General features: G+C 31.3%; 3 protein-coding genes and 1 pseudogene. 1 reads left to right on the forward strand and 3 read right to left on the reverse strand.

Features of this window, described 5'->3' with window-relative positions:
* Positions 1-132, forward strand: a pseudogene (locus HZY94_RS09020) (IS30 family transposase); the annotation flags it as partial.
* On the opposite strand, the gene HZY94_RS09025 reads toward HZY94_RS09020, so the two are convergent.
* From HZY94_RS09025 to HZY94_RS09035, 3 genes are read right to left on the reverse strand one after another with little or no spacing between them, the layout of a single operon-like run.
* Entirely contained in the window at positions 119-691 is a 573-nt protein-coding gene (locus HZY94_RS09025) for a UvrD-helicase domain-containing protein (RefSeq protein WP_179925871.1), read from the reverse strand. The pseudogene HZY94_RS09020 and the gene HZY94_RS09025 overlap by 14 nt on opposite strands.
* Entirely contained in the window at positions 691-1,404 is a 714-nt protein-coding gene (locus tag HZY94_RS09030; RefSeq protein WP_179925872.1) for an ATP-dependent endonuclease, read from the reverse strand. Before HZY94_RS09030 ends, HZY94_RS09025 begins: the two co-directional genes overlap by 1 nt.
* Positions 1,373-1,990, reverse strand: a complete 618-nt coding sequence (locus HZY94_RS09035) for an AAA family ATPase (RefSeq protein ID WP_179925873.1) — start codon at positions 1,988-1,990, stop codon at positions 1,373-1,375. Before HZY94_RS09035 ends, HZY94_RS09030 begins: the two co-directional genes overlap by 32 nt.
* Positions 1,991-2,109 lie beyond the last annotated feature (119 nt).

Consider the following 2,109-nt stretch of genomic DNA (forward strand, 5'->3'; position numbering starts at 1 on the left):
CGCAGGTGGTTACCAAAAGGGACCAAAGAAACAACTCCCAAAGAAGTCGCTTTTATTGAAAATTGGATAAACAATTATCCTAAAAAATGTTTGGACTACAAGTCACCAAAGGAATTTCTTAGTGGTGGCTAATTTCAACTTGAAATTTAGCTTCTCTACATGCTTGACTATTTTCCAAGATAAAAAAAGCTAATTCAAACTTGAAGTTCTTATTATTATCCGAATATTTACTTAATTTTTTATTAACGATTAGATTGGTTAAAAGCTGTCCATAAGTCGCAAATTGGGTATTCGAATAATCATTTATGAAATCAGATAGGTCAACTTTACTAAAATCCACCTTTGTTTCATCAAGTCCAGATAAACATAAATCTCCAAAATTTGGATTCATCAACCTATGAGCATCATTAATAAAAGGTCTTATAATCTCCTGCTCTACAAAACCATCGTTTGTTATGACCAAAAAGGATTTCTCACCGCCAAGTTCATGATACTTATTTCTTATTTCTTGTGTTGCTTTTCGAGTAAAGGTTGTTGCTACAACAGTTTTGTGATTCGTTATATCTTCAAGTACACTCTTAATTTTTTGAACCATCATTGTCGTTTTACCAGAACCAGCACTAGCTCTGACAACAAGACTACCATCATGACCTAAAATTTCATCTCGAATGTGTTGATCCGCTATTTTCATCATAACTCTCCGGTGAGTTTCTTTAAACATTCAAACAAATCATGATTATAAATTTTTTCACAATCCTTCATTTTCAAAAAATCACAAAGCTTAAGCATGCGTAGCATTTTTTTCTTTTGTAAATAAGATACAGCATCCCCCTTCTGCCTACGCCATACATTTAATTCTTGATACAGAACTTCGTTTAAATCATTTTCTAAATCTATTTTTGATAAAAAAATATTGTTCTGTCTCAAAGTCTTGATATCTTGAGTTTTTGCATAATTAGTAATTTTCCAAAGATTAATCTGTTCCGCTCTATTTCCTTTTTCATACGGAATATAGATGAATCCTTGGTTACCTAATTTCTCCCAATTTACCCAATCATCCATTAAACTTGCACACCTATTATATCCGATATACTCAAACAGTTGACTTTCCCCCATTACTGTTTCCCTAAGATCATTATCCGTTCTAACAATACAGCTTATTCCAAGACTAGTTAATGTTTTAAAATAAGGTTTAAATTTAATTCCTTCAACTTGTAAAATATAACCACCTTCTAATTCATAATTAGGAAAAACTTCCGATAATACCTTTTCAAATAATACTTTTTCAGATGGTCCCTCAATCAATAAGACTCTATCTGAAAATAGAGCAGTGGTCAGCGATTCATTTAGCTCCCTTTTTAATTTCGAAAAATCAGTGTGATTTAGCAATAACTTTATCTTCATTACTTAGCCTTATCAAGGTCGCTTTGTCCATTTCATACAACATCTCAGAAGAATGTGTAGACATCACAAAATAATCATATATTTCTTGATTAAACAATTGTTTAGATAGAGAAATTTGCATTGAGCGGTGCAAACTATTTTCAGGTTCTTCTATTAAAAATATTGAAATCGCTTTATTACTATTAAATTCTTTAGTGAGATGATTTAACAGTGAGTAGGCAAGCATTTTTTTACGTCCATCTCCCGAAGTTGGATATAACCTACCATTCGTATCTGTGTTTTTAACAATGTATGGCTGTAAATCATTAAATACACCATTTATCACTATCTCTGAACGTAAAACAATAGAAATATCTTCACTCTTTAAACCTTTATATTCATTTGTTAATATGTTTTGAAAATCACTCACGCTATCCATAGACGCAATTTTCTCATTGATTTGCTCTGCCAAACTATCAATATCCTCTAGTACTTGACCATCTGATTGTGTCTTTGTTCTACTAAAAATCCTCTTTCGATTCGTAACAAAAATTTTATCTAAATCAATAAGAGGATCTATATAGACTACGTGAAATAATTTATCCAATTCATAAAAAGTCCCATTCCTCGGTACCTCGTGTAATTCTTCCTTTACATTCCCCCAAAATAATACAGGATTACCAAAAAATCATCTTCATCAAATTCAGCCCTTACTTTTATAAATAC

This window comes from Streptococcus danieliae, assembly GCF_013415245.1.
GTDB lineage: Bacteria > Bacillota > Bacilli > Lactobacillales > Streptococcaceae > Streptococcus > Streptococcus danieliae_A.

Bases quoted from the DNA above. Each gene is read 5' to 3' on its own strand.
- HZY94_RS09025 (WP_179925871.1), bottom strand. From the start codon at position 691: ATGAAAATAGCGGATCAACACATTCGAGATGAAATTTTAGGTCATGAT.
- HZY94_RS09030 (WP_179925872.1), bottom strand. From the start codon at position 1,404: ATGAAGATAAAGTTATTGCTAAATCACACTGATTTTTCGAAATTAAAA.